The sequence below is a fragment of the Thalassospira sp. MBR-102 genome, from assembly GCF_040549275.1.
Lineage (GTDB): Bacteria > Pseudomonadota > Alphaproteobacteria > Rhodospirillales > Thalassospiraceae > Thalassospira > Thalassospira xiamenensis.
Genome location: NZ_JBEPTC010000002.1, coordinates 418,712 through 442,513, shown reverse-complemented (window position 1 = coordinate 442,513; position 23,802 = coordinate 418,712). Strand labels below are relative to the sequence as shown.

19 protein-coding genes are annotated in these 23,802 nt (G+C 52.8%); 13 read left to right on the top strand and 6 right to left on the bottom strand.

Annotation, left to right across the window (positions count from 1 at the left end):
• Positions 1 to 48 precede the first annotated feature (48 nt).
• The 7 genes from hutI (at position 49) to ABIE64_RS05355 (ending at position 8,562) form a co-directional block, all read left to right on the top strand.
• On the top strand, positions 49 to 1,206 hold the full coding sequence (gene hutI, locus ABIE64_RS05385) for an imidazolonepropionase (RefSeq protein WP_503012843.1): 1,158 nt from the start codon (positions 49 to 51) through the stop codon (positions 1,204 to 1,206).
• Between the two features lie 55 nt (positions 1,207 to 1,261).
• The gene (gene hutH, locus ABIE64_RS05380) at positions 1,262 to 2,803 is read left to right on the top strand and encodes a histidine ammonia-lyase (RefSeq protein WP_354376834.1); all 1,542 of its coding nucleotides are present in this window, start codon (positions 1,262 to 1,264) and stop codon (positions 2,801 to 2,803) included.
• Complete coding sequence (hutG, locus tag ABIE64_RS05375) at positions 2,800 to 3,609, top strand: N-formylglutamate deformylase (protein ID WP_354376833.1); 810 nt, start codon at positions 2,800 to 2,802, stop codon at positions 3,607 to 3,609. The genes hutH and hutG overlap by 4 nt, the downstream gene beginning before the upstream one ends.
• Entirely contained in the window at positions 3,606 to 5,282 is a 1,677-nt protein-coding gene (hutU, locus tag ABIE64_RS05370; protein WP_354376832.1) for a urocanate hydratase, read from the top strand. Before hutG ends, hutU begins: the two co-directional genes overlap by 4 nt.
• 71 nt (positions 5,283 to 5,353) lie before the next feature.
• On the top strand, positions 5,354 to 6,451 hold the full coding sequence (locus ABIE64_RS05365; RefSeq protein ID WP_354376831.1) for a TRAP transporter substrate-binding protein: 1,098 nt from the start codon (positions 5,354 to 5,356) through the stop codon (positions 6,449 to 6,451).
• A 60-nt stretch (positions 6,452 to 6,511) separates the two neighbouring features.
• On the top strand, positions 6,512 to 7,015 hold the full coding sequence (locus tag ABIE64_RS05360; RefSeq protein WP_354376830.1) for a TRAP transporter small permease subunit: 504 nt from the start codon (positions 6,512 to 6,514) through the stop codon (positions 7,013 to 7,015).
• On the top strand, positions 7,015 to 8,562 hold the full coding sequence (locus ABIE64_RS05355; RefSeq protein ID WP_354376829.1) for a TRAP transporter large permease: 1,548 nt from the start codon (positions 7,015 to 7,017) through the stop codon (positions 8,560 to 8,562). Before ABIE64_RS05360 ends, ABIE64_RS05355 begins: the two co-directional genes overlap by 1 nt.
• A 49-nt stretch (positions 8,563 to 8,611) precedes the next feature.
• Here the strand turns inward: ABIE64_RS05355 and ABIE64_RS05350 are convergent, their stop codons facing one another.
• Positions 8,612 to 9,112: an Lrp/AsnC family transcriptional regulator gene (locus ABIE64_RS05350; RefSeq protein ID WP_196871093.1), complete on the bottom strand. Its 501-nt coding sequence runs from the start codon at positions 9,110 to 9,112 to the stop codon at positions 8,612 to 8,614.
• A 109-nt stretch (positions 9,113 to 9,221) separates the two neighbouring features.
• Here ABIE64_RS05350 and ABIE64_RS05345 point away from each other — a divergent pair, with 109 nt between their 5' ends.
• The 4 genes from ABIE64_RS05345 (at position 9,222) to ABIE64_RS05330 (ending at position 15,405) form a co-directional block, all read left to right on the top strand.
• Positions 9,222 to 11,078 (top strand): tyrosinase family protein, encoded by a 1,857-nt coding sequence (locus ABIE64_RS05345; protein WP_354376828.1) that lies wholly within the window; start codon positions 9,222 to 9,224, stop codon positions 11,076 to 11,078.
• A gap of 27 nt (positions 11,079 to 11,105) precedes the next feature.
• Positions 11,106 to 12,848: a DUF8225 domain-containing protein gene (locus ABIE64_RS05340; protein WP_354376827.1), complete on the top strand. Its 1,743-nt coding sequence runs from the start codon at positions 11,106 to 11,108 to the stop codon at positions 12,846 to 12,848.
• Positions 12,849 to 12,934: 86 nt separating this feature from the next.
• Positions 12,935 to 14,554: a hypothetical protein gene (locus ABIE64_RS05335; protein WP_354376826.1), complete on the top strand. Its 1,620-nt coding sequence runs from the start codon at positions 12,935 to 12,937 to the stop codon at positions 14,552 to 14,554.
• 32 nt (positions 14,555 to 14,586) lie between these two features.
• Positions 14,587 to 15,405 (top strand): hypothetical protein, encoded by an 819-nt coding sequence (locus ABIE64_RS05330; RefSeq protein WP_354376825.1) that lies wholly within the window; start codon positions 14,587 to 14,589, stop codon positions 15,403 to 15,405.
• 106 nt (positions 15,406 to 15,511) lie between these two features.
• Here ABIE64_RS05330 and ABIE64_RS05325 read toward each other — a convergent pair whose 3' ends face one another.
• Positions 15,512 to 16,069, bottom strand: a complete 558-nt coding sequence (locus ABIE64_RS05325) for a DJ-1/PfpI/YhbO family deglycase/protease (protein WP_114095086.1) — start codon at positions 16,067 to 16,069, stop codon at positions 15,512 to 15,514.
• Between the two features lie 195 nt (positions 16,070 to 16,264).
• On the opposite strand from ABIE64_RS05325, the gene ABIE64_RS05320 reads away from it, so the two are divergent.
• Positions 16,265 to 16,921 (top strand): NAD(P)-dependent oxidoreductase, encoded by a 657-nt coding sequence (locus tag ABIE64_RS05320; RefSeq protein ID WP_354376824.1) that lies wholly within the window; start codon positions 16,265 to 16,267, stop codon positions 16,919 to 16,921.
• A 96-nt stretch (positions 16,922 to 17,017) separates the two neighbouring features.
• A complete protein-coding gene (locus ABIE64_RS05315) occupies positions 17,018 to 17,551 on the top strand; it encodes an NUDIX hydrolase (protein ID WP_007088772.1) in 534 nt (177 codons plus the stop codon).
• A gap of 12 nt (positions 17,552 to 17,563) precedes the next feature.
• Here the strand turns inward: ABIE64_RS05315 and ABIE64_RS05310 are convergent, their stop codons facing one another.
• From ABIE64_RS05310 to ABIE64_RS05295, 4 genes are all read right to left on the bottom strand, one after another.
• Complete coding sequence (locus ABIE64_RS05310) at positions 17,564 to 19,366, bottom strand: monovalent cation:proton antiporter-2 (CPA2) family protein (protein WP_354376823.1); 1,803 nt, start codon at positions 19,364 to 19,366, stop codon at positions 17,564 to 17,566.
• 306 nt (positions 19,367 to 19,672) lie between these two features.
• Positions 19,673 to 20,905 carry a hypothetical protein gene (locus ABIE64_RS05305; RefSeq protein ID WP_354376822.1) on the bottom strand — a complete coding sequence of 411 codons (1,233 nt, stop codon included), beginning with the start codon at positions 20,903 to 20,905 and terminating at the stop codon, positions 19,673 to 19,675.
• Positions 20,895 to 21,215 carry a plasmid mobilization relaxosome protein MobC gene (gene mobC, locus ABIE64_RS05300; protein ID WP_503012842.1) on the bottom strand — a complete coding sequence of 107 codons (321 nt, stop codon included), beginning with the start codon at positions 21,213 to 21,215 and terminating at the stop codon, positions 20,895 to 20,897. The genes ABIE64_RS05305 and mobC overlap by 11 nt, the downstream gene beginning before the upstream one ends.
• Before the next feature lie 397 nt (positions 21,216 to 21,612).
• Complete coding sequence (locus tag ABIE64_RS05295) at positions 21,613 to 23,607, bottom strand: replication endonuclease (protein ID WP_354376821.1); 1,995 nt, start codon at positions 23,605 to 23,607, stop codon at positions 21,613 to 21,615.
• Between the last annotated feature and the right edge of the window lie 195 nt (positions 23,608 to 23,802).

Below are 23,802 nucleotides of genomic sequence, written 5' to 3'. Positions count from 1 at the left end.
ATTGTCGCGATCGATAAAGCGCCGGGCGAAAATCAATTATCATATTGTATGATTGATAAGGGCGCGATCGCGATTGAGGGCGAAAAAATCGTCTGGGTCGGTGATGCCGACGCGATCCCCGAAGACTATAAAGACAGCAAAAAATTCCCCTATCGCGATCTTGAAGGCCGCCTGATCACCCCGGCCCTGATCGATTGCCATACCCATGTCGTGCATGGCGGCAACCGCGCCGTTGAATTCGAAATGCGCCTGCAAGGGGCAAGTTACGAGGAAATCGCCCGTGCGGGTGGTGGCATTGTATCAACCGTAAGTGCAACACGTGCCGCCAGTGTCGATGAATTGCTGGCAAGTGCCCTGCCGCGGGTCGATGCGCTGCTGGCCGAGGGTGTTTGCGTGATCGAGGTCAAATCCGGTTATGGCTTGGACCGCGAGACGGAACTGAACATGCTGCGCGCAGCCCGCGCGATTGAAAAACATCGTTCGGTCCGGATCAAAACGACCTTCCTTGGTGCCCATGCCACCCCGGCGGAATTCAAGGGTGAACCGGACCGGTACATAGACGAGATCTGCATCCCGACATTGCGCGCCGCCCACGCGGAGGGGCTAGTCGATGCGGTCGACGGTTTCTGCGAAGGCATCGCATTTGATACCGCACAGATTGCCCGTGTGTTCGATGTCGCCCGCGCGCTTGGCATCCCGGTCAAACTGCATGCCGAACAGCTTTCAAATATCGGCGGCACCAAACTGGCGGCAGATTATGGTGCGCTGTCGGTCGATCATGTCGAATATGCTAACGAAGAAGACGCGATGGCGATGGCCAAATCCGGCTCGGTCGCGGTCCTGCTGACCGGCGCATTTTATACCCTGCATGAAAAGCAGTTGCCACCAATTGCCGTCTTTCGAAAGCATGGTGTGCCAATGGCGGTTGCAACCGATTGCAATCCGGGGACATCGCCGCTGATGTCGATCCTGCTCGCGATGAATATGTCCTGCACATTATTCCGCCTGACCCCCGAAGAAGCCTTGGTCGGCGCAACGGCCCATGCCGCCCGTGCACTGGGACTGTCCGATACAGGACAGATCAGGGCAGGGATGCGGGCTGATCTGGCGATCTGGAATGTGTCGCACCCGGCAGAACTTTCATATCGCATCGGCTTCAACCCGCTGTTCGAACGTATTTTCGGTGGGGTTCCGGTCGCACGCTAAGCGTATCGAAACCCTGCCCACGCGCCCCGAAACCTGTATTCGACAAGGATGCAAAATGACCGTCACCCTGATCCCCGCGTCTGTGAAACTGGCCGATCTTGAACATATCTGGCGCAGTCAGGCCGCCGTGAAGCTCGACCCGTTGGCCAAGGCCGGGGTCGAGGCCGCTCATGCCATGGTCAGTGCCGCCGCCGACGGCAGCGATGCGGTTTACGGGGTCAATACCGGTTTTGGCAAACTGGCATCGGTCAAGATTGCGGCCAAGGATACCGAAACCCTGCAACGCAACCTGATCCTCAGCCATTGCTGCGGTGTCGGGGATGCGCTTGATATTCCGACGACACGTCTGATGATGGCGTTGAAATTGCTGTCGCTGGGGCGGGGGGCATCGGGTGTGCGCTGGGACATTATCGACCTGATCGAGGGGATGCTGGAACATGGTGTAACCCCTGTTGTCCCGTCACAGGGCTCGGTCGGGGCGTCGGGCGATCTGGCACCGCTTGCACATATGACGGCGGTTATGATCGGTGCAGGCGAAGCGGTCTATCGCGGCGAAACCATGGCCGGTGCGGATGCCCTGAAAAAGGCAGGTTTGACGCCCGTGGTCCTTGGCCCGAAAGAGGGGCTTGCCCTGATTAACGGCACACAGTTTTCAACCGCCTGTGCGCTGGTCGGGCTGTTTTCGGGGTGGCGCAACGCGGCCAGTTCGATTGTCACTGCCTCGCTTTCGACCGATGCGATCATGGGATCGACAGCCCCACTGGTTGATGAAATCCATACGCTGCGCGGTCATCCGGGGCAGATCAATGTGGCGCGCGCGATGCGCGCATTGATGGACGGATCGGAAATCCGCGAAAGCCATCGCGAGGGCGATACCCGCGTTCAGGACCCCTATTGCATCCGCTGCCAGCCGCAGGTGACCGGGGCAGCCATGGATTTGCTGCGCTTCGCCGGGCAGACGCTGGAGATCGAGGCCAATGCGGTCACCGATAATCCGCTGGTTCTCAAAGAAGATGGCCGGATTGTTTCGGGCGGGAATTTCCATGCCGAACCGGTGGCCTTTGCCGCCGATCAGATTGCCCTTGCTGTTGCCGAGATCGGGGCGATTGCCCAGCGTCGCGTGGCATTGATGGTTGATCCGACACTTTCCCATGATCTGCCGCCGTTCCTGACCCCCGATCCGGGTTTGAATTCCGGCCTGATGATTGCCGAGGTCACAACGGCAGCGCTCATGAGCGAGAACAAGCATCTTGCCAATCCGTGCTCGACCGACAGCACGCCGACCAGCGCCAATCAGGAAGACCATGTGTCGATGGCCGCCCACGGTGCACGCCGACTGGCTCGGATGAATGCCAACCTTTCCTACATTCTGGGGGTTGAGCTGATCTGTGCGGCACAGGGCGTTGAATTCCGCCGTCCGCTGAAAACCAGTGCCGGTTTGCAGGATGTCCTGGCGATGGTCCGCAAAGACATTCCAAGTGTCGAGCAGGACCGTTACATGGCACCTGATCTGGCGAAGGCCGCTGAACTGGTCACCAACGGCAGCCTTGTTTCGGCGGCGAAACTTTCGGGTTTTGTGGTTGGGGGCAACGCATGACCAAGAGCAATCCGGTTGAAGTCAGGCACGGCGATGGTCCCATCGTTCTGGGATTGCCCCATACGGGGACCTATGTTCCAGACGACATTGCCGCAAAACTGAATGATCGCGGGCGCGAACTTGCCGATACGGATTGGCATATCCATACGCTTTATGACGGGCTTCTCGATAATGTCACGACAGTTCGGGCAACGTTCCACCGTTACGTGATCGATGCCAATCGCGACCCGGCAGGGGTCAGTTTGTATCCCGGTCAGAACACCACGACCTTGGTGCCGCTGACCGATTTTGATGGTGAAAACATCTGGGATCAGGCACCTGACGAGGATGATATCGCATTTCGCGCCCATCATTTTCACAGCGCCTATCATCAGGCATTGGCAGGCGAGCTTGACCGGGTGCGCGAAAAGCACGGGGTTGCGATCCTCTATGATTGCCATTCGATCCGGTCGCACATCCCGTTCCTGTTTGACGGAAAGCTTCCCGATTTCAATATCGGCACCAATCTGGGTACGACCTGCGATCTGCTGATCGAGGCGGCAACGCGCGATATCTGTGGGGCGGCGAAGGATTACACCAGCATCGTTAATGGCCGTTTCAAAGGCGGCTGGACCACGCGCCATTACGGTCGCCCCGATATCAATCAGCACGCCATCCAGATGGAACTGGCGCAATCGACCTATCTTCAGGCCGAGGCAGCACCCTGGGCCTATGACGAGAGCCGTGCCGCGAAACTGCGCACGCATCTGACTTCCATTCTTGAAAAATTGGCCGAACTGGCCCCGACGTTAAGAGGCAAATCATGAGCAACAATCCGCGGCATAACCAGCGCGACGTCTATCCGGCAACCGGCACGGAAATCACTGCCAAAAGCTGGCTGACCGAAGCACCGATGCGCATGTTGATGAATAACCTGCATCCCGATGTGGCTGAAAACCCGCATGAGCTGGTGGTTTACGGCGGCATTGGCCGTGCGGCGCGCACTTGGAAGGATTTTGACCAGATCGTTGCCAGCCTGAAGGAACTGGAAGATGACCAGACTCTTTTGGTGCAGTCGGGCAAGCCGGTGGGCGTGTTTCGCACCCACAAGGATGCACCGCGTGTTTTGATTGCGAACTCCAACCTTGTGCCGCATTGGGCCAATTGGGATCATTTCAACGAACTCGATAAAAAAGGTCTGGCGATGTATGGCCAGATGACGGCGGGGTCGTGGATTTATATCGGATCACAGGGCATCGTTCAGGGCACCTATGAAACCTTTGTCGAGGCCGGGCGTCAGCACTATGGCGGCAGCCTTAAGGGCAAATGGATCCTGACGGGTGGTCTTGGCGGGATGGGCGGTGCACAGCCATTGGCCGCCGTTATGGCCGGTGCGTGTTGTCTGGCCGTCGAATGCGATGAAACGCGGGCCGATTTCCGCCTTCGGACCCGTTATGTCGATGAAAAAACCCATTCGCTGGACGAGGCATTGGCGATGATTGATCGCTGGACCAAGGCGGGCGAGGCGAAATCGGTTGCCCTGATCGGCAATGCCGCCGATGTGTTCCCGGAACTGGTCAAACGTGGCGTCCGCCCCGATATCGTGACCGATCAGACATCGGCCCATGACCCGGTGCATGGTTACCTGCCACAGGGTTGGTCTGTTGCGGAATGGCGCGAAAAGCAGGAATCTGATCCGAAAGCGGTGGCAAAGGCCGCGCGCGCATCGATGCGCGTTCAGGTCGAGGCGATGGTTGCCTTCCACGATGCCGGTATCCCGACGGTCGATTACGGCAACAATATCCGTCAGATGGCCCTCGAAGAAGGGCTGGAAAATGCCTTTGCGTTTCCGGGCTTTGTTCCGGCCTATATCCGGCCGTTGTTCTGCAAGGGGATCGGACCGTTCCGCTGGGCGGCACTTTCGGGCGATCCCGAGGATATCTACAAGACGGATCAGAAGGTTAAGGAACTGATCCCGGATGACAAACACCTGCATAACTGGCTGGATATGGCGCGTGAACGCATTGCGTTCCAGGGCTTGCCGGCACGTATTTGCTGGGTCGGTCTGGGGCAGCGGCACCGTTTGGGGCTGGCATTTAACGAGATGGTCAAAAATGGCGAGTTGAAAGCCCCGGTGGTGATCGGTCGCGACCATCTCGACAGTGGTTCGGTCGCAAGCCCGAACCGCGAAACCGAGGCGATGAAAGATGGCTCGGATGCGGTCAGTGACTGGCCGTTACTTAATGCGCTGCTGAACACGGCATCGGGGGCCACCTGGGTTTCGTTGCATCACGGCGGCGGTGTCGGAATGGGCTTTTCGCAGCATTCCGGCATGGTGATTTGTTGTGACGGCACGGAAGATGCCGCACGCAGGGTCGAACGCGTCCTTTGGAATGATCCGGCAACCGGTGTGATGCGTCATGCCGATGCGGGATATGAAATCGCACTGGATTGCGCACGAGAACACGGGCTTAATCTTCCCGGGATTCTCGGCAAGTAATCTGACAAAAGAAGGGCCGGGGGCAAATGCCCCCGACCAATCAGGGTTCTTCATCAAGGAGGCTATATAAAATGAAAAGACGTGAATTTCTGACTGCCAGTGTCGCGGGTGCCGGGGCTGCCGCCATGGCGGCAACCTTTGCAACGCCAGCCATTGCACAGGATAAACGCCAATGGAACATGGTAACCGCATGGCCCAAAAACCTGCCTGGGCCGGGTGTTGCCGCACAGAAACTGGCTGATCGCATCACGACCCTTTCGGGTGGCCGGATCGAGGTCAAATTGCATGCTGCCGGTGAACTGGTGCCGGGCAACGGCGTGTTTGATGCGGTTGCCGAAGGGACTGCTGACATTTATCACGCGGTTCCGGCTTATTGGGGATCAAAATCCAAGGGCATTCTTCTGTTCGGGTCGCAGCCGTTTGGCCTGCGTGCAGACGAGCAGGTTGGCTGGCTGACCCATGGTGGCGGTCAGGAACTTTATGACGAAATTTATGGCCAGTTTGGCCTGAAACCGTTCTTGTGCGGGAACTCTGGCCCGCAGTGGGCTGGCTGGTTCCGCAATGAAATCAAATCGGCCGAAGACCTTAAGGGGCTTAAATTCCGTACTACCGGCCTTGCCTCGGAAATGTGTGCCAAGCTTGGCATGGCGGTTCAGGCCATGGGCGGGCGTGACATGTTCCAGGCATTGCAGTCCGGTGCGCTTGATGCAGGCGAGTTCATCGGTCCGTGGTCCGATAGTGCGCTTGGCTTCTATCAGGTTGCCAAGAATTACTATTGGCCCGGTGTGGGCGAGCCGTCCTCGGCCGAGGAATGTGCGGTGAATGCCAAGGCATATGCCGACCTTCCCGACGACCTTAAGGCCGTGGTCAAATTTGCCTGTGACAGCCTTTATAACGAGGTCTGGACCGAGTACGAGACCAAGCATGCGATGGCCCTGAAACAGCTCGTTGCCGAGCAGGAAGTGCATGTGCGCATGTTGCCCGATGATGTGATCGAAGCAATGGGCAAGGCCGCAGCCGAAGTGATTGGCGAGCTTCGCGAAAGCGACGATGCACTGACACGCAAAACGACTGAGAGCTTTGTTGCCTATCGTGATCTTATTGGCGGCTACATGACCTATGCCGATAATGGTCAGATGAATGCGCGCGCCAAGGTCCTTGGCTTCTGATAGAACTGAAGACCGGCGCGGGTTTGCTCGCGCCGGTCTTGTTGTTTCGCGGGGGATTTCATGCAACGCCTTGCTGATGCGCTGGATCAGGTGAACCAGTGGACCGGAATGACCGTGCGGTGGTTTGCACTTCTGATGGTTCTTTTACAGTTTGCCGTGGTTTTGCTGCGCTATGTTTTCGGGTTCAGTTCGATCGCGTTGAATGAAAGCGTGCTTTACCTGCATTCCGGGCTTTTCATGCTGGGCGCGGGTTATACGCTTCTGGTTGATCGACATGTGCGGGTCGATATTTTCTATGCTGCGGCACATGAAACGACCAAGGCCAGGATTGATGCCTTTGGCTATGTCGTGCTTGCGATCCCCTCGATGGCGACATTGCTGTATTGGTCATGGCCGTCGGTGGTTAATTCCGTTTCGATGCTGGAAGGCGCGATTTCGGTGGGGGGGATTCCGGCCGTCTGGTTGCTTAAATCCCTGATTCCGGTCTTTTGTATTCTTTTGATTATTCAGTCGGTTGCCTGTCTTCTGCGGCAAATTATCATTTTGCGGGGGCGTACCGCCTGATGGAATACCTTGATTTATTGATGTTTGCGGCCCTGATGTGCTGCATTTTGCTTGGTTTCCCGGTGTCGTTTTCCATCGCTGGTGTGGCGGTGATTTTTGCCTTTATCGGTTGGGCAACGGACGCGATGAATATTGCGCTGATGGGTGCCCTTGGCCAGCGGGTGTTTGGTGTTCTGACCAATGACGTGCTGATTGCCATTCCGCTTTTCGTCCTCATGGGTGTGGTGCTGGAAAGATCGCGCATTGCCGAAGACTTGCTTCATACCATGGGCCGGGTGTTTGGCCAGTTGCGCGGTGGTCTTGGCATTTCGGTCGTGCTGGTCGGGGCGTTGCTGGCGGCATCGACGGGGATTGTTGGTGCAACCGTGATTGCCATGGGCATGATTGCGCTTCCGACCATGTTGCGTACTGGCTATAACCCGAAAATGGCATCGGGGCTTGTGTGCACGGCGGGGACGCTGGGGCAGATCATTCCGCCGTCTACGCTTTTGATTATCCTGTCTGATGTGATGTCGTCGGCCTATCAGCAGGCACAGTACGAACAGGGCAAGTTCACCATCGAGACCATTTCGGTCGGGCAGATTTTTGCAGGGGCCCTCATCCCCGGTCTGACGCTGGTGGTGATTTATATTGCCTATATCCTGTTGCGTGGTTTTTTCCGGCCAAATGATATGCCGCCGGTCAAAAGTGACGATGGCCGCCCGGATATGGGCGAGGTAATCCGGGCTATCCTGCCGCCGGTTTTGCTGATCATTGCGGTTTTGGGCGCGATCCTTGGTGGTGTCGCCACCCCGACAGAGGCCGCATCGGTCGGCGCGATTGGCGCGATCCTGATGGCCGGTGTGCGGCAGGGAGCAAACCGGAAGCTGGTCCTGGCGGGGACTGTGGCCCTTCTGATCCTTGCTGTTATGGCCGGGATTGCCCCGGTCCGGTTTCAGCGAAATGATCTGACCGGGTTTGATTATGTTCTGGGTGCGGTATATGTCGTTCTGGCGATTGCTGGCATTGCCGCGATTGCCGCGTGTCTGAAACAGGCATGGAAGGCGGACGTTCTGAAATCCGCACTGACATCGACGATGACCGTTACGGCGATGATCTTTGCCACCATCCTGACCGCCAGCATGTTTTCGCTGGTATTTATCGGGTTGGGCGGCGAAAACCATGTGGCGGAAATCCTTGAATCCATGCCCGGTGGCCCGATGGGGGCGCTGTTCTTCTGCATGGCGGTGATTTTCGTTCTGGGCTTCTTCCTTGATTTCGTTGAAATCACGGTGATCCTGCTGCCGCTGATTGCCCCCGGACTGATTATGATGGGTCATGATCCGGTGTGGCTGGCGATCCTGATTGCGATCAATCTTCAGACATCGTTCCTGACCCCGCCATTCGGGTTTTCGTTATTTTATCTGCGCAGTGCTGCGCCTCCGGAAATCACCACCGGACAGATTTATGCCGGTGTGGTGCCGTTCATAGCACTTCAGGTGTTTGGCATTTTCGTAATCTGGTTGTGGCCGTCTTTGGCGCAATGGTTGCCAAGCGTGGTTTTCTGAGCATCTACTCAAAAGCGCCTCGTGACCTTGTCAGAGGCGTTTTTGTCGCCTAAAGCGGTAGGGCCCAGTCCTGCCGGACGGTACGGACCACCAGTTTGGAGGTATAGGTCTGGATCGGGATATCGGCGTAGGTTTCAAGGAAGTGATAGATGTAATCGGTATATTCCGTCGCATCGCGGAATTTGGCGATCATCACAAAATCAAAATCACCGGCGATCAGATAGCAATGCTGGATTTCAGGCCGGTTTTTGAGGATCTGCTGCATGCGTTGATCGATATCGGCGCTATCTTTTTCAAGCTTTATCAGAAACATGGCAGTGACCTGAAAGCCGAGTTTCTTTTCATCAAGGATTGCGCAGCGCGCGCGAATGACCCCGTCGCTTTCGAGTTTCTTGATCCGTCGATAACAGCTTGTCGGGGATAGCCCGACGCTGTCGCTAAGCGATTCCAGACTTTGCGTACAGTCTTTCTGGAGCTTCGCCAAAATCTTCAGATCAATCGCATCTGCCATAAATCCTGCAATAGCCCCCTGAAATTGCAAAAACCCCATCACTATTCGCCCAACTTTGCAAAATTTCTCCGTACGGAAGGGCTAAACTTAACACTACCTAAAGTGGAGAAAACTTCAATAAAACTCATGGGGTTATTCGGGGAAGGCGATGATTGTAGCGAAACCGACATGGAATTCTGACGTTAAAAACCTGTTTATCGCGCCTTATTGGATTGCGCCTAACGAGCGAGATGCAGTGGCGCGGGGCTGGATCGGGTGCATGCGCGGTTATTTCATCGATCTGGATCAGGTGGATTCGGTCAAGGAATGGTCGGTGACGATTTATAATCATCTGGCATCGCGTAGCATGCCATTGACCACCGATCAGACTCAATTCTGGCCGATTGATGCGCTGGAAACCTTTCGGCTTTGGGTTAATCAGGGGTGGCGGGTTGATCAAACGTCCCCCTTCGATCCGGCCGACCGCATACCGCCGCCGGATTTGCCGCAAAAGGTCAAACGTATCCGGGCCGATATCCGGTCGTTAAGTCAGGACGAGCTTGATGCCTATCGTGCCAAGCTTGACGATATCATGCAGATTGGCAATCCGGACCGCGGCGCACCGTGGCAGATATTTGCCTATATCCACACCAACTGGTGCCTGCATTATCAGGAAGCCTTTGCGCTTTGGCATCGGGCGTATCTTCTGTATCTGGAAGAACTGATCGATTTTGCGATCCCCTATTGGGACTGGATGGCACAAGATGCCAGTGTCGATGGCAGCCCCGAAGCAGGCTTGCCCCAAGCGTTTCTGGACGAGGCATATATCCATCCCGGCACCGGCAAGAAGCGCCCCAACCCGTTACGTTATGCTGCGGCCAAGGACGGCAATTCCAAACTGTGTGCGATCGGCAAGATGAGCGGACCGGACTGCAAATACGTCCAGCGTAATCCGTTATTTTACACATCCGGTGATACCGACAGGGCGGAACGCACCAAGTTTTATGCGATGGCGCGGATTTTCCAGCAGCAGGTCGTTGATGCGCTGGAATTCGAAACTTTCAGCACGCCGCAGGGAGTTCCCGGTTACCCGTGGGCCAATATCCCGGCGTTTCACCCGCCGCAGCCCGATAATCTGTATCCTTATCGCGATGTCAATTTTGACGGTCTTTATGAACAGCCCCACGACAATTATCACGGCTGGTTGGGGCCTGATATGGGCGACAATGCCTATACCGCGTTTGATCCGCTGTTCCTGTCCTATCACGCCAATATCGACCGGATGCTTGAAGTCTGGATCCGCAATCATCCCGGCGCGCAATTCACCACCCAGACACCGCTTCAACCGTTTTTGGGCGCAGGTGCGACGGATGTAAGTTATTCCAGCGCGGACCATTGGCGCTATACTTCAATCGGTGAAATGGCACAGGATAGCCGTCGTATCGGGTATGACTATGGTGAACCTGTTGCCAAGCAGTTCACAGGTGACGCGGCGCGCAAGAAATCCCCGACGGCAGTAAAGGCGAAGCCATCCAAACCGGGAAAAATGGCAAAAGAGGCTGGTGTTTCCGCCGATCCGTTTGTCGCAACACGTGCTGAAGCCAAGATCATGGACGATGGCCCATGGGTGGTCTTTGACGATGTTCGTTGTACCCATGACAGTTATCTGATCGATGTTTTCATCAATCAGGCCGACGCGACCCCGAACGACGCGACAAGCTGCAACATGCATTATGTCGGCCGGTTCAGCCGGATCGGCATGGGGCTTGTCGATGATAAAGGACGTTGTGTGACACAGGGTGTGTCACGTGTTCTGAATGCCGGGCCGACCATCTATTCGCTTGATCTTCGCCCCGAAGACAAACCGCAAATTTCCCTTGTTGTGACCCACCTCGATACCGGCCGTGTTGTGACGGCTGACGAGTACAAAGCGCTACCCGGCTTTATTCCCCAGCTGGTTTGGGGGGATCCGCGCCAACCGATTATTGGACAGATGGCACCGCGCGGCTGCTGTTCGCTTCATTGATCATAACCGTGACCCAGGAGACCGAAAATGAGCACACCCTTTGCCAGATTTACGTCGCCCGCCCATCAGGCACCCAAGGACTACAAAAAGCTTGGTATGGAAAACGAACTGTCGGCTTTTGAAACCGATTGGAACAATAATGTTGCCGGTTGGACCGAGATGGCGATCATTGGTGATCCGTGGTCGAACCTGAATGATGCACCACGGGCGGATTACTATAACCCGCTGACCGAGGGATTTGGTGAAGCCGGTGACGCAGTCATCAGTTGGACCCCGTTCCCGAACCGCTTGATCGCCTTTCTGACCCCACCCGAGGCATCCAACAACCCGCAACTGCATCGACCATTGACCATGGATGAGGTTATGAGCCTTGCCGATAGTGGCGAGATCACCGTCGATGGCACGCTTTACAAGCTCTATGATCCGAGCGGTTCGGCTCCGATCCTGAAAATCCCGGCCAAACGGTGTCCGGAGATCGACTGGACCGGGGAATACGTTGATTTCTCGCCATCCGGCCCACGTGGCTGGCTTGATGAATATTGTGAATGGTCGATTACCTATGATGCGTCGGGCAGCAAGATGCAAAGCGTCATGTTTACCTGCGAAAACCCGGCCTATTACCTGACGATGTGGCGGATCAATCCCGAGGCGGTCCTTGGCCTTTATCAGATGTATGTTGATCCGGCGGTCAAGCTTGAAGACCTTTATTTGCGTTACACGGTTGATCAGCCGACCGGTAAAAAAGGCGATCCTGTCATGGATCCGACCACCGGACGTCCGGCCTATGACGTGACCAACAAGTGGAACCGCGGCACGGTGCGGGTTCCCGGCCAGTCGGGCGGGGCGCTGCATCTGACGTCAGGCCCCAATACGCTGAGTGCTGAAATTTACCTTGCCGCGGCGGCAACCATTCAGCGTCCGGATTTAAGCAGCCGCGATCCGCAAAGCCTGATTTGTTGTGCGCAATACGGTCAGAACTATCGCAATTCCGATCCGCATATCGGTTTCATCGCCAACCGGGCTGCGGCACGTTACCGTATTTCACTGACCGATCCGGTCGGGCTTTATATCCAGCAGCCCCAGAACCTTTCGAACTGGAAGGGGCCGAATGGCGAGGATATCAGCCAGTATTGGAAAATCACCCGTGGCACGGTGGGAACCGGTCCGAACAATTCGGACCAGATACTGCATGCGGTGTTTGATGTTCCGCCAAGTGCCGGTTTCACGATCAATGACTGCACGATCAATGGTCAGAAGATTGCTCATATTGGCGATATCGCCAACCAGATGAAAATTGCCCTTTCGGCAACGCAAATGACTCCGAACCAACCGTTGCAGTCACCGATGAAATGCGTTTCAAGCCGCAGCAGCGGCAGTATGCAGCCCTGGCCGGTTCAGTTCGTGCCGATTGATCTGTTTTATGGGGAATCTCCGACCGATCTTCCGGCATTGATGGTACCGGGAACGGTGAACAGTTTTGTCCTGATCGTGCAGGGAGCGGATAAAAATACCACGATCAGCAACGCGCGGATTGAGTTTTCCAACCCCGGGATCAAGGCCAAAGTGACCAAGTTCCTGCCGGATGCATCGGCGATTCCGGGCCAGACCGACGGTGGCGGTACGCAGGGCTTCATTATGGATGTTGCTGTATCGTCATCGGCAAAGCCGGGATCCGTCAGTCTCCGGGTTCTGAACCCGAATGAACCGGCCAATCCATCGGATGCCGATCATCCGTGGGAAAGTGGTTTGGCGGTTATTCCAAGTCATTAACAGGGGCGGGGGGACGCATCCGGGGTGGGGTCAAGGTTTTGACTGATCTGCCCCGGATGCTGTTTGCGACAGAGGGAGCCGTTATGATGAACCGATTACATTTGGGGGCAGGCTGTGTGCTTGCGGGGTTTTGTATCCTTGCGATTGCGGGACTTCTTTGGGTGATTGATGTACCGGCTGGCAGGGCGGATGAAATCAATATCAGCCGGGTGACGGAAATAGCCCAATCGGCACAGCAATGCCCGGATCAACTGGTTTTCGATCCGACAAGCGGGTCGTTCATGACCAGTGACAATCTTTTCCTGCCAACCCAGCAGGGTAACAATTGTTATGCGTGGCAAATGTTCATCGCGATGAACTGGCCGGTCAGCAGTTCATGGCCGGGAACACCATCGGCCGCAGGTGAGCCAGATCAAAACGTTTCGGTGGAAAATTGGGGGGTACCGGAAAATCCGACCTCACCCTTAACCAGCGTACCGGTCTGGGGCAGTTTCAAGGATGCGCAGGCGATCTTCCTGCCTGATGCGGCCAAGCCGACCGATTGGGGCGTGCCGCAAGCCGTGCCGCCGGGATGTAAAAGTGACAAGATGTTGCTGGGCTATCCGGCTGGTTCGGCAAAGATTTTAACAACGCTTTCAAAAAATGCGGTTAATACTGCCCATCGGTTCCATCTTTCAAGTGGTACGCGTGATACCCAGTCCGACGAGATCATGGAAGCCACCGGCGGATGGTTGACAGATCAGAACGGCAATCTGGTGTTTTTCGAACGAAAGGTCGGCAAGGCCGAGTTCGATTACATCATGAACAATACGCTTTATGACGCTGCCGATCAGATGCGGGTCGCAACCAATGCTGATGGTCGACATCCGGCGGGATTGTCCCTGCCAAGTGGCAAGTTCCTGCGTGTTCCACCGACGGAACCGCAAGGTCAGGATGCGCTTGGAGCGTTCGAGATCAAGGCAGCGTGGCGGGTCCTGACAGGGCAAAGCGACATTTATGACCGGTATCTGACATCGGTTGCATGGCTGAAACGTCCTGATACCGGTGAATGCAGCCAAGAAGTTGTCGGTTTGGTCGGGCTTCATATCATTCACAAGACCGATACATTCCCCGATCTGATCTGGGCAACCTTCGAGCAGGTCGACAATGTGCCCGACGGGCAGGCAACTTTACCGCCTGGCGGATATTCCTTTAACAACCCGAATTGTACCGGACCGGATTGCAAACCCAATCAGCCGCGCATTGACTGTAACGATCAGAACCAGTGCAAGGACCTTTATCCCCGCGATCAGCCCGTACAGGTTACGCGCGAACAGGCACTAACCAGCGAAATGGATACGCTAAATGCCGGTGTTGCCCAAAAGATCGCATCGCAAACCGGCGGGAAATCGGTGTTTCAGTATTACAAGCTGGTCAATGTGTTGTGGGACGGCAGCCCAAGCCCCCCGGTCATGGAGCCCGGTGCGAATGCATCAATACCGCTGCGCTATGGCACCTTTGAGTCCGAGGGTAATCTGAAAGTCGCCAATACAACCATGGAAACCTACATCCAGAATCAATCCTGCGATTTTTGTCATGCCAATGCGACGATTGCTGGCAGCGATACGCTGGCATCGGATTTCTCATTCATTTTCCGCGATGCCGGATCGGCGAAAAACCCGTCACTGGTGGATGAGGTAAAACAATTCATGGAGCAGGCACAATGATCGGACCTCTTGTCTTCAGGAAACCGGCGATAATGATCGCGGTTGCCGTTACCATTACCATGTTTTCTGGTTTGGTGGAGATGGCGAAGGCCCATCCGCCGATGGGTGAAATGAGCCATACCAGTAATGGGGCCGAAGCCGATGCACCGGGCAATCACGGTATGTTTATGGTTGGATCGGAAACGCTGTTTTTGTTGCATATGCCGATGTTTACTCAGGAAAAGCATATGTACCAGATGGTTCTGCGCGCGTATCTGACGGATGATGCGATGGCGCAGTACCGTAAATTGCGCGCAGCCAATCCTGATAAGCCCTATAACCTGATCAATGTCGATGATGACAAATTCACCCTGCCTGATATCAAATCAGGCAGGGTGACCAGCTTTACCGCGACAATCTATGACGGTTATTCCAATGCAGGCGGCGGGACGCCGGGGCCGGTATTACTGGATAATGTCGCGGTCGAGATCGAGGATGTCGTTATTTTCCGGCATTTCAATTTCGGGATCGATCAACCGGCCGAGCTTGTCTATTACCTGTTTGGCTATGGGGATGAGGCGCATCTGACGCATTACATCGCTCGCGATCCTGATTTTCAGAATATTCTGACATTGCCGTCGCCGCCCGATGAGTTTTCGCAAACCCAGATCGAAGCGGGGCTTGAACTTGATTTTCCCGGGATGCCAACCCAACCATTGGGGTGCAGTTCACCGCTGCAAGCCAAGGTTTATGACACCCTGTTTCAGGGGAGAGAAGATGCACCGGTACGCCTTGATCTGAGCCAGGGCGTGCATGATATCTGGTATTCGACCGGCAATCTTCTGAATGCCAAGGATCCGTGCCCGGAATAAGGGGTCTGAATAGGGTGATCGGATTGCTGATACGCAAACGGACGGATGGGAACCATCCGTCCGTTTGCAGTTGCGGGGCGGGCAAGGCTGCCTTCCAGGCGGCTTGTCAGGCAGCGCGCCTGTGTTTGCCTTCGCTAACTTCCTCGACGATCTTGGAAACAAAGGCATCAAGATCGTTGGGATTGCGCGACGTGATGATGGCCTGATCGCAGACCACCGGTTCGTCGCGCCAGACTGCACCGGCATTTAGCAAGTCGGTTTTGATCGAACTGTATGAGGTTGCTGCGCGCCCGCGCAGGGCACCGGCTTCGACCAGAAGCCATGGGCCGTGGCAAATCGCTGCAACCGGTTTGCCTGACGCGACAAATTCACGGACCAGACTGACGGATGCCTCGTCATTGCGTAGAAGATCGGGGTTGATCTGACCGCCGGGGATAACCAGCGCGTCGTAATCGTTGATATCGACATCTTTGACTTCGATATCGACATCGACGGTGTCGCCCCAGTCCTTTTTATCCCAGCTTTTGATCGGGGATGATTTGGGCGATGCTATTTTGACATCTGCCCCATGGGTCGAGAGCTTATCAAGCGGAACACGCAGTTCCGACCGTTCATAACCGTCGGTAGCGAGAATAAGAATCTTTGCGGTATCAATCGCAGGCATAACGTCTCTCCTTTCATTGATGTCGAGCGTTACACCTCACCAACGGCTGTGATTTCAAAACGTTCCAGAATTTCTTGTGGCAATTTTATGCCCATCTGCATGCTGCGCGGTGACGCCGGGCTTTGTTGACATCACGGGGGCGCAAACTAGTTTTCAGGTAGGTTCGATTTCCGATGCGAAGGATAGAGGCAGGATATGGCACGCATTTTCATTATCGGCGTCACGGGTGGTATCGGGCATCGTCTGGCACCGCTTTTACTGGCAAATGGGCATCAGGTTACGGGCCTGCATCGCAAACCCGAACAGGCCGACAACCTCAGGAATGCGGGGATTACGCCGGTTCTCGGTGACTTGATGGAACTGACGGCAGAAACGCTCGCCCCTTTGATCCGGGGCCACGACATTGTTGTTTTTTCATCCGGGGCGGCAGGAAGCGGCCTTGACCGGACCACGCGGATTGACGGCGACGGACCGGGGCATGTGGTGGCCGCGATGAAGCAGGAAGGCATTTCGCGGCTTTATCTTGTTTCTGCCTTCCCCGAAGCCGGGCGCGGCAAAGACCCCAACCCGCGGTTTGAACATTACATGACCGAGAAAAAACGCGCCGATGCGGATGTTGTGGCATCCGATGCCGATTGGGTGATCCTCCGGCCGGGAACATTGTTGCATGAAGATCAGGACGGGCGCGTGAACGCCGGATTTGCCATCCCTTACGGCACTGTCAAGCGTGGCAACGTTGCGCAGTTTCTGGCCAAATTGATCGAAACCCCGGAAATCCGGCGGGAGATTCTTGAACTGACCGATGGGGGAACGGAGATTTCCGAGGCGGTAAATCGGATCGTCCGGAAATAGGTTGGCTTCGTCTTTATGCTTCCGGGTTTTCGGTTGTTCTGTTGTGGCGGCTTCGGCTAGGGTCGGCAAACCGTCAATTTCAAACACCGGAATATCATGCAGATCGACCTTGCCAGCTTTGTCTCACAGTCTGATCGTGACCTGGAAAATCACATGCGTATCAGTGACTTTATCGCAGGTGAACCCAAGGCATTTGAAAATGATCCGGTAACGTCACATGTCACGGGATCGGCTTTTGTCGTGAATTCGGAACGCAGTCATGTGGTGCTGACCCATCACCGGAAGCTTAAACGCTGGCTTCAGCTTGGCGGGCATTGTGACGGAGTGCGCGACGTATTGTTTGTCGCTCAGCGCGAAGCCTATGAGGAAAGCGGTCTTTCGTGGATACGGCCCTTGTCGTCAGCGATATTTGATATCGATATCCACGAAATTCCCGAAAATGCCAAGGGGCCTGCACATCTGCATTATGACATGCGGTTCCTGTTCGAGGCCGATATGCGCGATCCGCTGAAAATCACCGATGAATCCGATGATCTGGCATGGGTGGCTTTGGACCGCCTCGAAGATTACACCGACGAGCATTCGGTTCTGGTGATGCGCGACAAGCTTCGGGCTTTTGCCCAAGGTTAACGGACCGGATAATTACAGCCGCGACATTGCCGGGTCATCCTTGTTGGTGCGGGCATCATTGCGGTCAAGCTGATAGCTTTCATGAACCTTTGCCATGCCGGCAATGCGGCCTTCGGCCACTTGTGCGTGCAGCATGTCGATATCACGACGGCGAAATTCATCAGCAATCTGATCAATCACATCCTGTTCGGTTTCAAGCATTGAAAGCCCGTGCCGTGCCATGGAAACACCCGTATCAAAGGTTTCGCGATAAAGCTGTTCGACGCCAAGCCCGATTTCCATCAGATCAAGTGCATGGTTGCGGTCATAAACGCGCACCAGCAGTTTCGGTTTGGGAAACAGTTCGCTGATATATTTGGCGGCCTGTGTGGTCGCGTCACGATCATTTATACATAGACAGATCAGATCGGCATTCGCCGCCCCGGCGGTGGCAAGAACATCACTTCTCCGGACATCACCGAAATAGACCTTGTTGCCATAGAGGCTGGCCATCTGAATGCGTTTCGGGTCGTTGTCGATTGCGGTGGCATTGATGCCGCGGGCTGCCATGACACGTGAAATGATCTGTCCGAAACGACCAAAGCCGACAATGATCACTGATTGCAGTTCAGCGGTTTCAACGCCGTCGACATCGGGCTGATCATCCTTGCGAAGCTTGGCCGACAGTTTTTCGGCAATCGCACCGACAAGCGGGGTGGCCGCCATCGAAAGGGTGACGATGGCGGTCAGAAGGTTGGCGCGTGTGGAGCTGATGACCGCAAGCGATGTCGCCAGACTAAACAGGACAAAGGCAAATTCGCCGCCCTGCGGGATGGTGACCGCAGTCCGCCATGCGGTTGCGTGACATTTGCCAAATATCCGTGCCAGTCCATAAACGACGATCCCCTTGATTGCCATCAGACCAGCAACCGATGCCAGGACGATCCCGATATTATCCGCGACAAGCGGCCAGTTGACCGACATGCCGACCGCGATGAAAAACAGACCGAGCAGAATGCCGCGAAACGGTTCGATATCGGTTTCAAGTTGGTGGCGATATTCGGAATCCGCCAACATGACCCCGACCAGAAATGCGCCAAGTGCCATCGACAGTCCAACGGCCTGCATCAAAAGAGCCGCGCCAATCACGAGCAGCAGTGCTGCGGATGTGAAGATTTCCTGCGCGCGGGTCAGGGCGATGATGCGGAAAAACGGATTAAGCAGATATTTCCCAGCCCCGATGACCAACGCAATTGCACCGATGGTTTTGGCAATATAAATCCAGTCGGTACCGGCTTCGTCGCCGTCACTTATCGGGCTGAGCCACGCGACAAGCGCAATTAGTGGTACGATAGCAAGATCCTGAAACAGCAGGATTGAAAAGGCTGTGTTGCCATGGTCGCTGTTAAGCGTGCCCTTTTCTTCAAGGATTTGAAGGGCAAACGCGGTTGAGGACAAGGACAGGGCAAGGGCGGCAATCATCGCCTGCTGCCATGGCCAGTCAAATGCAATCAGGGCGGCGTAAAGAAGGGTGGCGGTGATGGCCACCTGCGCCATCCCCAGCCCGAAAATCTCGCTTTTCATTGCCCACAGGCGTTGGGGGCGCAATTCAAGACCGATAATAAACAGCAGAAGAACAACGCCAAATTCGGCGAAATGCAAAACTTCTTCCGGTTCCGCAATCAGGGCAAGGCCAAACGGCCCGATCAGTGCCCCGGCGCACAGATAACCCAGCACGGAACCCAGGCGAAGTTTCTTGAAGATCGGTACTGCAACCACGGCCGCACCGAGGAAAAGAACCGCCGTATGCAGAAAGCCGCCTTCAATTGTCGCCATGTTTTGCCACGTCCCTATGATGATGCAGGTACCTGATTTGTGCCTTACCGTGCAGTTTAGCGGGCAATAAGAAACACGACACACAAAAGTTGTGCGCGCATTTTCGTATTTCACATCGAAGAAGGGAAGTTTTTTGCAGCTTTTGGTATCGCTGCGGCCCGCAGGCTGCAAAGTGGCAGAGAGGAGGGGATTCTCTGCTACATTGTCTCTAAGCTATTGAACACGAAAGAGGCTTTTGTTCCAATGTATGCTCGGAAGCTCAATAGGTACACATTGTAGGGTAACTTGGCAAGGTGTCTTTGCCGTCTAGAAGGGTTTAGGAGCTGGTCTAATCTGGCGTAGCGCTTCCTCTGACGTAATGGGTACGCCGACCTTATCATCGTTTTGCATTGCAGCTTCAATGAGAGCTGTTTTTCGATGATTTACCTTAGACAACTTAGTCAGGTGTTTAGCATGCAAAAGAATGCTTTTTAGCTTTGAGCTTCGGTTGCCGTGGCTGAGCAGAATCTCTGCTCTAATATCTTGGATAAGAGTTCTTGGTGGATTTCCTGATTGACGACTAATTCTGCCAATATCTGGATTATCAGGTCGATTTTGGAATCTCCTTCTTGGTTCATCAGTTCCAAAATTGTTGCTGTATCCTCCTTTGTCTCTTTCGAAGTCGCTAATGTCTCGCGAGCTATTTGCAAATGGTTCAATGGTTTTTGTGATGGCTCTGCGTTTTGATTTACCTCTCTCATTTCTAATTTCCTTTCGAATATAGTTTAAAAAATCCTTCTTCTTCATGTTCAGAAGTCTGCTGGCAGAACCGATAAAATCACCATTTAGTTTTTCGATGATTACAGCTTTTTTTCCGTGTTTTAGTCGGTATCCGTTTCGGTTCAACGCGGCCTGAAATGCTTCAAAGCTGCTGGCCTGTTGGTAAATGGTTTTGATGGCAAGTTTCTCGCTTGCAAGGTCTATTCCTCGCCTCTTAGCTTGTTGTTGCTCCGAGCTTGAATATGAAGCTTTCGGTAATGGCTTTCGAGAGTTCACCAGAAGAGTATGTTTGAGCTCTTGATTGGACGTGAGCTTTGAAATTGCTTTGTTGTGTTTCCCAATCTGAACAGGGTGACCATTCTCAATTTCAAACTCACGAGCTAGCTTCTCGTTTCGAATGTACGACCATGCCTTGTCCATAGTTGAGCCATTAAAGCGTTCCGGGATGACCAAGTGCAGATGCTCATTTTTCGAGCCGTTGGCTAAGTTCTTTGTGTGTCGGATGAGAATATGTGGACGGTCAGAAACTCGATATTCTTGTTTGATTTTGTCAACTAATTGAAGTTGCTGGTTTAATGTCCAGCTTTGGCCTGGATTAATAGAGAAGTGGCGAAAAGAATATTTTGACCCGTCGCAAGCCGCTATTGCATGAAATTGATTAAAGTCAGTTTCAAAGCCCTCAAGAAGTTCAATCCGTTCATTTTCATCTTTGTAGAGCAGGTGGTTGGACAGTGCTGTGCTATTTGATGAGGTTTGGACTCTTGTGCTTTTAATTATCATTAAGCACTCTGACGTTGCTTGCTAGTCTCTGCAGGCTATCCAAGGCGCACTCGATGGACCGAAACTCTCTATTTGTGTTTGCGTACCGGGCAATTTGATTGATGTTGTTTCCTATGAGATTTAGTTCTCTCTGTAAGAGACGGATTTCAATTAGCAAGGCCTTTTGCGTTTCAACAGGTTTTGTTTTTATGCTCGAAATCAGCGTTTCACGTATCCATTTGCTTAGGTTCATTTCAAGCTGAGTTGCAGCCTCAGTGAACAAAATACATTGCTTCTTTGTTATTCTTGTTCGGATTACGACATCTTTCAAAACACGCTCCCTTCTTATTTTTGTTATTTGGGGTTCAACAGGGGCTTTAAGCCCCTTTGCCGGTTCCCTCTTGGCCTGTAGGACAAGAGGGATGACTGGCTATATTACTTATGGAATCATAATAAAATATATTAGCCTATTGTCAAGTATAAAATATAATAAAAACAATAACTTACATGTGCTTAGACTTATCCATAACATGGAACAAAATGACCGCCCATGAGTCTAATTTTGTGGAGTGTTGTGGGTAAGTTTTTCAGAGTTGGGTTTTACGACAAGTCGTAAGTTTCCCTGTGACCAAACCCAATGTGAAGCATTGGGGATAGAACTTTCCCCTTGGGGGGAGAGTTCGACTTAAAAACTGTGAGGGGGGAATAATTTGGGTTACTTTTTTATATTAAATCGTGTCCCGAATTGCCAATTTTTCAGCTTCCCAAATGTCATTTTTAATGTCGCCCATCCGGCTTGGATAATTAGAAATAAGTGTAACCAACCATTCTTTTTGTTCATCAGAATCCATGTTTTCATATGACTCTATTGATTCTTGTGAAACGACATACCATTGAGATTTAAACGATAATTCCCACTTCTCCCCTGTGTCGATGTTCTGACATTCCAGAGTTTCCGGTTTTCTGTATGTCTCTTCGTACATATTAATTTCTTCTGTATATAAAACTTTTATAATGTGATTTTCATAATCACCCCACGCACCAAGTTTGTGTAGAGCATCTTTGAACTTATGACTTTTCATATCGTCCCAGATTTGACCGAAAAATCCCTCTGGGCGTTCACGTTCTTTATAGATTCTTTCCCACTTCGTAATGATGCTTTTCAAGCCAAAGAAGCCATAGCGACGGATACGATTTGATGACGCCCAGGCGCGGAACTCGTTAAAGTTGTTAAGCTGGTCCTCGTCCTCTAAGACAGTGTCTACAGCCGCTTGGTCGGCCTCTAAGTTCACAGTTTTGCGCAAATATTTGCTGACGTAAGCGGTTGCCCCACTATGTGAGTCGAGTAACTTCAAATTATAGGAAACTCCGTTCTCCGGTCGTCTCCATTTGTTAGAATCTGATTCAGGAAAATGCTCAGATACGCAGTGATTTAGTATAGAAATCTGTGCTTCTGGCAGAAACGCTAGTATGTGCCTGTGCGGTGTCCCATCTGTGTGAGCCTCATTAACAAGCATCCCAAAAATATTGACTTTGTGTTTTGCCAACATGGCCCTGACAAGCTGCCATCTGGTTTGCATTTCCTGCCTCTGCTCGATGCCAGAATATCCGCCGAAATCATCATTTTTTTGATGGCCTTTACCCTTCATAGGGTGGAACTCTGACGGTAGGGTGAGGGTTATAAAAACAGGTTTTAAGTACTGTTCTTCGGCATATTTTGTCATGCCATCTATGATTGAGTACATCATGCTTAAACGGCTGCGAGCCTTGTTTCTAGCTATGTCTGCCAAGCAAACATGCTCACCTTTTGCATTAATAATAGATGTCTCGGATAGGTACTTTTTGTTGCGTTTCCACATATCTTCGAACCTGTTCAAAGTATGATATGAAACGAATGGGCGGTTAGCGCCAGCCAGTCCTAAAATGTTGCTAACCCAGCCTTCTATCTCTGCAATTTCCTTTCTGAGCCTGCATTTCCAGTATTTTTCGCATTCTCGTTTTAGCTGATTTTCCGGTGGCTCGAGGTCGTATCCGATATATTCAATATCGCCTTCTGTATATATGTAAAAATCAGCGATTGAGCGGGCGATTTCAGTCACTTCAACATCTGATTTGGATACTAATTTCAGAGCTGATTTTGAAAAATTAGAAAGTTTTGATGTTAATTTATATGTCTCTAATCCATTGACCAGATTTTTGAATTGGAGCCAATTATTAACCTCTGTGTCTTGCCAGCCATCTGACTCAATCCAGTACATTTTTTGAGTGTTGATGCCATCAAACTTAGATAGCTTGATACCTGTTTTTTCTTCGATAATTTCCGCTATATCGTGTTTGATAGTAGGTGGGAGTAGGTCGAACTTGCTCAGAGCTTCGTTGATTGTATTTATGTCAGTCTGAGTGAAATCAATTCCCGCTCGTGCGGCTTCTTCTAATTTTTCAAAAACACCATGCTCGTTAGCTGCTTTGAAGGCTTCAAACTCGGCATGTAACGGGTCGTGATATTGGTTCCAGTCTCTTGCAAACTTTTCTAATTGTGATGTTTTTGAAGGGGCTTTTTGAGACGGAACTACAACTAATTTTTCGTTGTCGTTTGTTGATTCTGGTTCGTCATCAAAGATGCCAAGGCCGTGTGTTGGCCTCATAAACTCGTTGTCTCGGATATGTTTAGATATTAGATGATGTTCTAATTTTTCAACATATTTTAAAAATCCACTTTTCATAAAAAAACCTCCAGAACTACATGGCTGAAGGTTATTTTAACTTGACAATATTATAATATAATGTATATTAAACTGATTAACGTTCGCAATAATCCAGTAAAAGTCAGGGTTAAATGGTTCCAGCCACGAATAACTCTGACACTTTATATTATTTAATTCTAAATGTCAAATGTTTAATATTAAGAAAATATACTG